Origin of the sequence: Ilumatobacter sp., assembly GCF_049588435.1 — a bacterium.
In the GTDB taxonomy this organism is placed as follows: domain Bacteria; phylum Actinomycetota; class Acidimicrobiia; order Acidimicrobiales; family Ilumatobacteraceae; genus Ilumatobacter_A.
The window spans coordinates 1-3,288 of the sequence record NZ_JBAVYV010000287.1 but is presented as its reverse complement, the minus strand read 5'-3'; the positions used below and the strand labels follow the sequence as shown (position 1 = coordinate 3,288).

The 3,288-nt window shown below is 69.2% G+C and carries 1 protein-coding gene; it reads right to left on the bottom strand.

Annotation, left to right across the window (positions count from 1 at the left end):
- Positions 1-31: 31 nt before the first annotated feature.
- Positions 32-3,288 (bottom strand): FtsK/SpoIIIE domain-containing protein (locus tag WBV89_RS11230; RefSeq protein WP_423981439.1); only part of this gene is annotated, 3,257 nt, incomplete at its 5' end.

Below are 3,288 nucleotides of genomic sequence, written 5' to 3'. Positions count from 1 at the left end.
CTCCTGGTCGGCGCCCGTTGCGCGTCCACGGTCAGGTTGCGTCGATGGCGACCTGGACCTGTCGCAGCGGGTCGCCGTCGACGATCCACGCAAGGCCGGGTCGAGCGGGCACGAGCGCTCGACGCGGGATCTGCACCGACAGGAGATCGCCATCGGGATCCCCGCGAGACGCCATCACGATCCCGCATCGGGATTTCGCAATCTCCCGGGTCCAGTGTCCGTACCCGGTCCGAACCGCGTCGGCTCGGGCACCGGCGAGCACCGTCACGTGCCGATGTTCGCCGCTCGCGAGTTCCGCAAGCATTCCCGAGTCGTCCACGCGGTGCGCATCGTCGATCACGACCGCACATCGCGTCGCACGATCATCGGCGATCTCCGGGTCGAACGATGAATCACGCGCGAGCCGCACGACCCTGAACGGATGACCTCGGCGTACGGCATCGGTCTCCCACGCCGCGGCGACTCGGCGGAGCGTCGTCGACACACCGGTACGCGGCCCACCGACGACGAGCAGGTGGTCGCCATCGACGATCTCGATGACGGCCGGTCCGAGATCGGACGCGTCGACTCCGACGAGGAGGCGAGCACGGCGCTCGGCGGGATCGGCTCTCGTTTCCATCGACGAAATCGCGGACACATCGATGCGCTCCGCGAGCACGACGATCGGCCGGGGTCCATCAGCGGAGTCGCCACGAGACGGGAGCGCGGCGAGTCCGGCCGCACCTCGGGCGACCTGTGCTTCGAGACCCGAACCGAGGATCCGCAGGCGGCCGGGTCGACCCGGGGAAACCGGCGCGGATCGAAGTCCGAGTCCGCGTGCGACGGCCGGATCGTCGAGATGGAACAACCACCGGTGCGCGACCGGGACCATCGTGATCGCGGTGCTCGCGTCATCCGCGACCACCAGCGCGATCCCGACCGCCGGGCCATCGCTGACGAGTCGTTGCAACAGGTCGAAGGTGGTCTGTCGCTCGATCGGTCCGAGCGAGGTCCGCAGCGACGCGTAGCCATCGATCATCACGACGACGTCGGGTTCGGTCGGGATCGACGCATCTCCCGAGCCCATCCGCCGATCGATCGCGTCGACGACGCGAGCGAGCAGTCGATGCAGACGCTCCTCCTCGGTCAACCGCACGACGCCACCGCAGTGCGCGAGCGACGCCAACGCGGCCAGGCCGTCGTCACCACGCGCGTCGACCACGTAGAGGTGGAGGGTGTCGGGCTCGACGGCTCCGCAGAACGCCGCCGCCAGCGAGATCAGGCTCGATGTCGTCCCCGAACCGATCGCTCCGATCAACGCGAGGCTTCCGTCGGTCGGCCGCCACGCGAGCGGGATGCGACGTTGGTTCTCGGGATCATCGATCCACCCGATCGTGCACACCGTGCGACCCGACGCGCCAACGTTCAGCGCGTCCGCATCCAGCGGGAACGGCAGTGGCTCGACCCACGGACGGTGCGGCGCATCGAGTCCGAGGTCATGGGCAGCCTCGTCGATCGCCTCGACGACCGTCGCCAGTTCGCTCCGCTCACCGGATTCGGCGATGGCCGAGTCCCCGGCCTGGTCATGTTCGTCGTGATCGTCGGACGCGCTCGAGGTCGCCATTCCTCCAGGTCGTTCGACGATGATCTCGTCGGCACCGGTGGTCGCCGTGACCGGGCAGGTGCATCGAGCCGTCTGGAACACGACGAGTTCGTCGGGCCCGAGCCGGAGTGCGGCACGACCCGGGAGTCCCCGCGGAAATGTGGCGGGCAGTTCGTCGCCGACGACGTCGATCGCATCGGGCCGGTCGTGGAGCCGCAACGCCAGCCGGAGGTTCGTGTTCGCCCGGATGTCGTCGTTCACGACCCCCGCGGGCCGTTGCGTCGCGAGGAGAAGATGGACACCGAGGCTGCGACCACGCTGAGCGATCCCGACCAACGCGCTGAGGAAGTCGGGAAGCTCCTTGGCGAGGGTGGCGAACTCATCGATCACCACGACGAGGCGGGCGATCGGCTCGAACTCATCGTCGGACTCGATGCGACGTTTCCGATACGCGGTCAGGTCGGATGCGCCGACCGCACGGAGCAGGCGCTCGCGCCGGTGCAACTCGGCGTCGAGACTGACGAGTGCGCGTTCGGCGAGTCCGTCGTCGAGGTCGGTGACGAGTCCGACCGTGTGCGGCAGGTCGGTGCAGGCATCGAACGTCGAACCGCCCTTGTAGTCGACGAGCACGAAGTTGAGATGCTGCGGTCCGACCGACGCCGCCATGCTGAGCACGAGGGTTCGGAGGAGTTCGCTCTTACCCGACCCGGTGGTCCCTGCGATCAGACCGTGCGGACCATCGCGGACGAGATCGATGTCCACGCGACCTTCGAGCGATGTGCCCAACGGTGCGACGGGCGCGGGGTCGGCGCCGCCCGCCTGCCACCGGCGCGCGATCGCCTCGGGCGACGTATCCGCCAGGATCTCGGAGAAGCGGAGCGAGGAGGCCACTCCGCCACCCGCTCCCCCGTCGTCCTCGGGATCGACCAGGCACGAGAGTCGCCGCGCGACCCGATCGGCCGTCTCGAGTGAGATGCCGGCGAGCTCGATCGCGACCGCGTCATCTCCATCGAGCACGTCACCGCTCCACGACGCCGTGCCGATCGAGCCGACGGTGAGGATGCGTCGGCACAGCGCCGGCACGGTGGCGTCGGTGTCGACGATGACCAACGACGAGGTGCTCGGCCGGGTGAGGAACCGGCGCAACGGACCTGTGCGCGTCGCGAACAGGTGTGGCTCGTCGGTGACGAGAAGGGCGGGCCGAGTCCCGTCGATCGAGTCGAGTGCGTCGGCCAACATCTCGGTCGCCACGCCGCCGTCCGCAACTCGTTCGAGGTGCACGAGCGCGCCGCGGTCGAGCGCGCCGTGGGGCAGCCAGTCGCTCCATGCCCAGGAGCGGGGGTCGCCCGACACGACCACGAGTTGCCAGTCGGCGGGACCGACCCAGGTGGCGAACTGGATGACGATCGAGCGGGCGATCGCGTTCGACGATCTTCGGGCACCGTGCAGCGCGATCGCATCGCCGGGTCGGATCGAGATCGGTGCAGCGGCGCCGACGAGTTGAGCGCACCGCTCGACGCGTTGGAGCAACGTGCTGTCGAGGGCACCGCGATCGGGGATCTCGACCGGCGGAGTCCACCGGTGCGTGCCCGATCCGATGACCGCACGCAACACCCGATCACCCGAGGACGACGGGATGGGCTCCGCAGCCTGAGCCGATGACTCACCCGCACCGGCGGTGAGGCGTCGCTGCCACACACGACCAC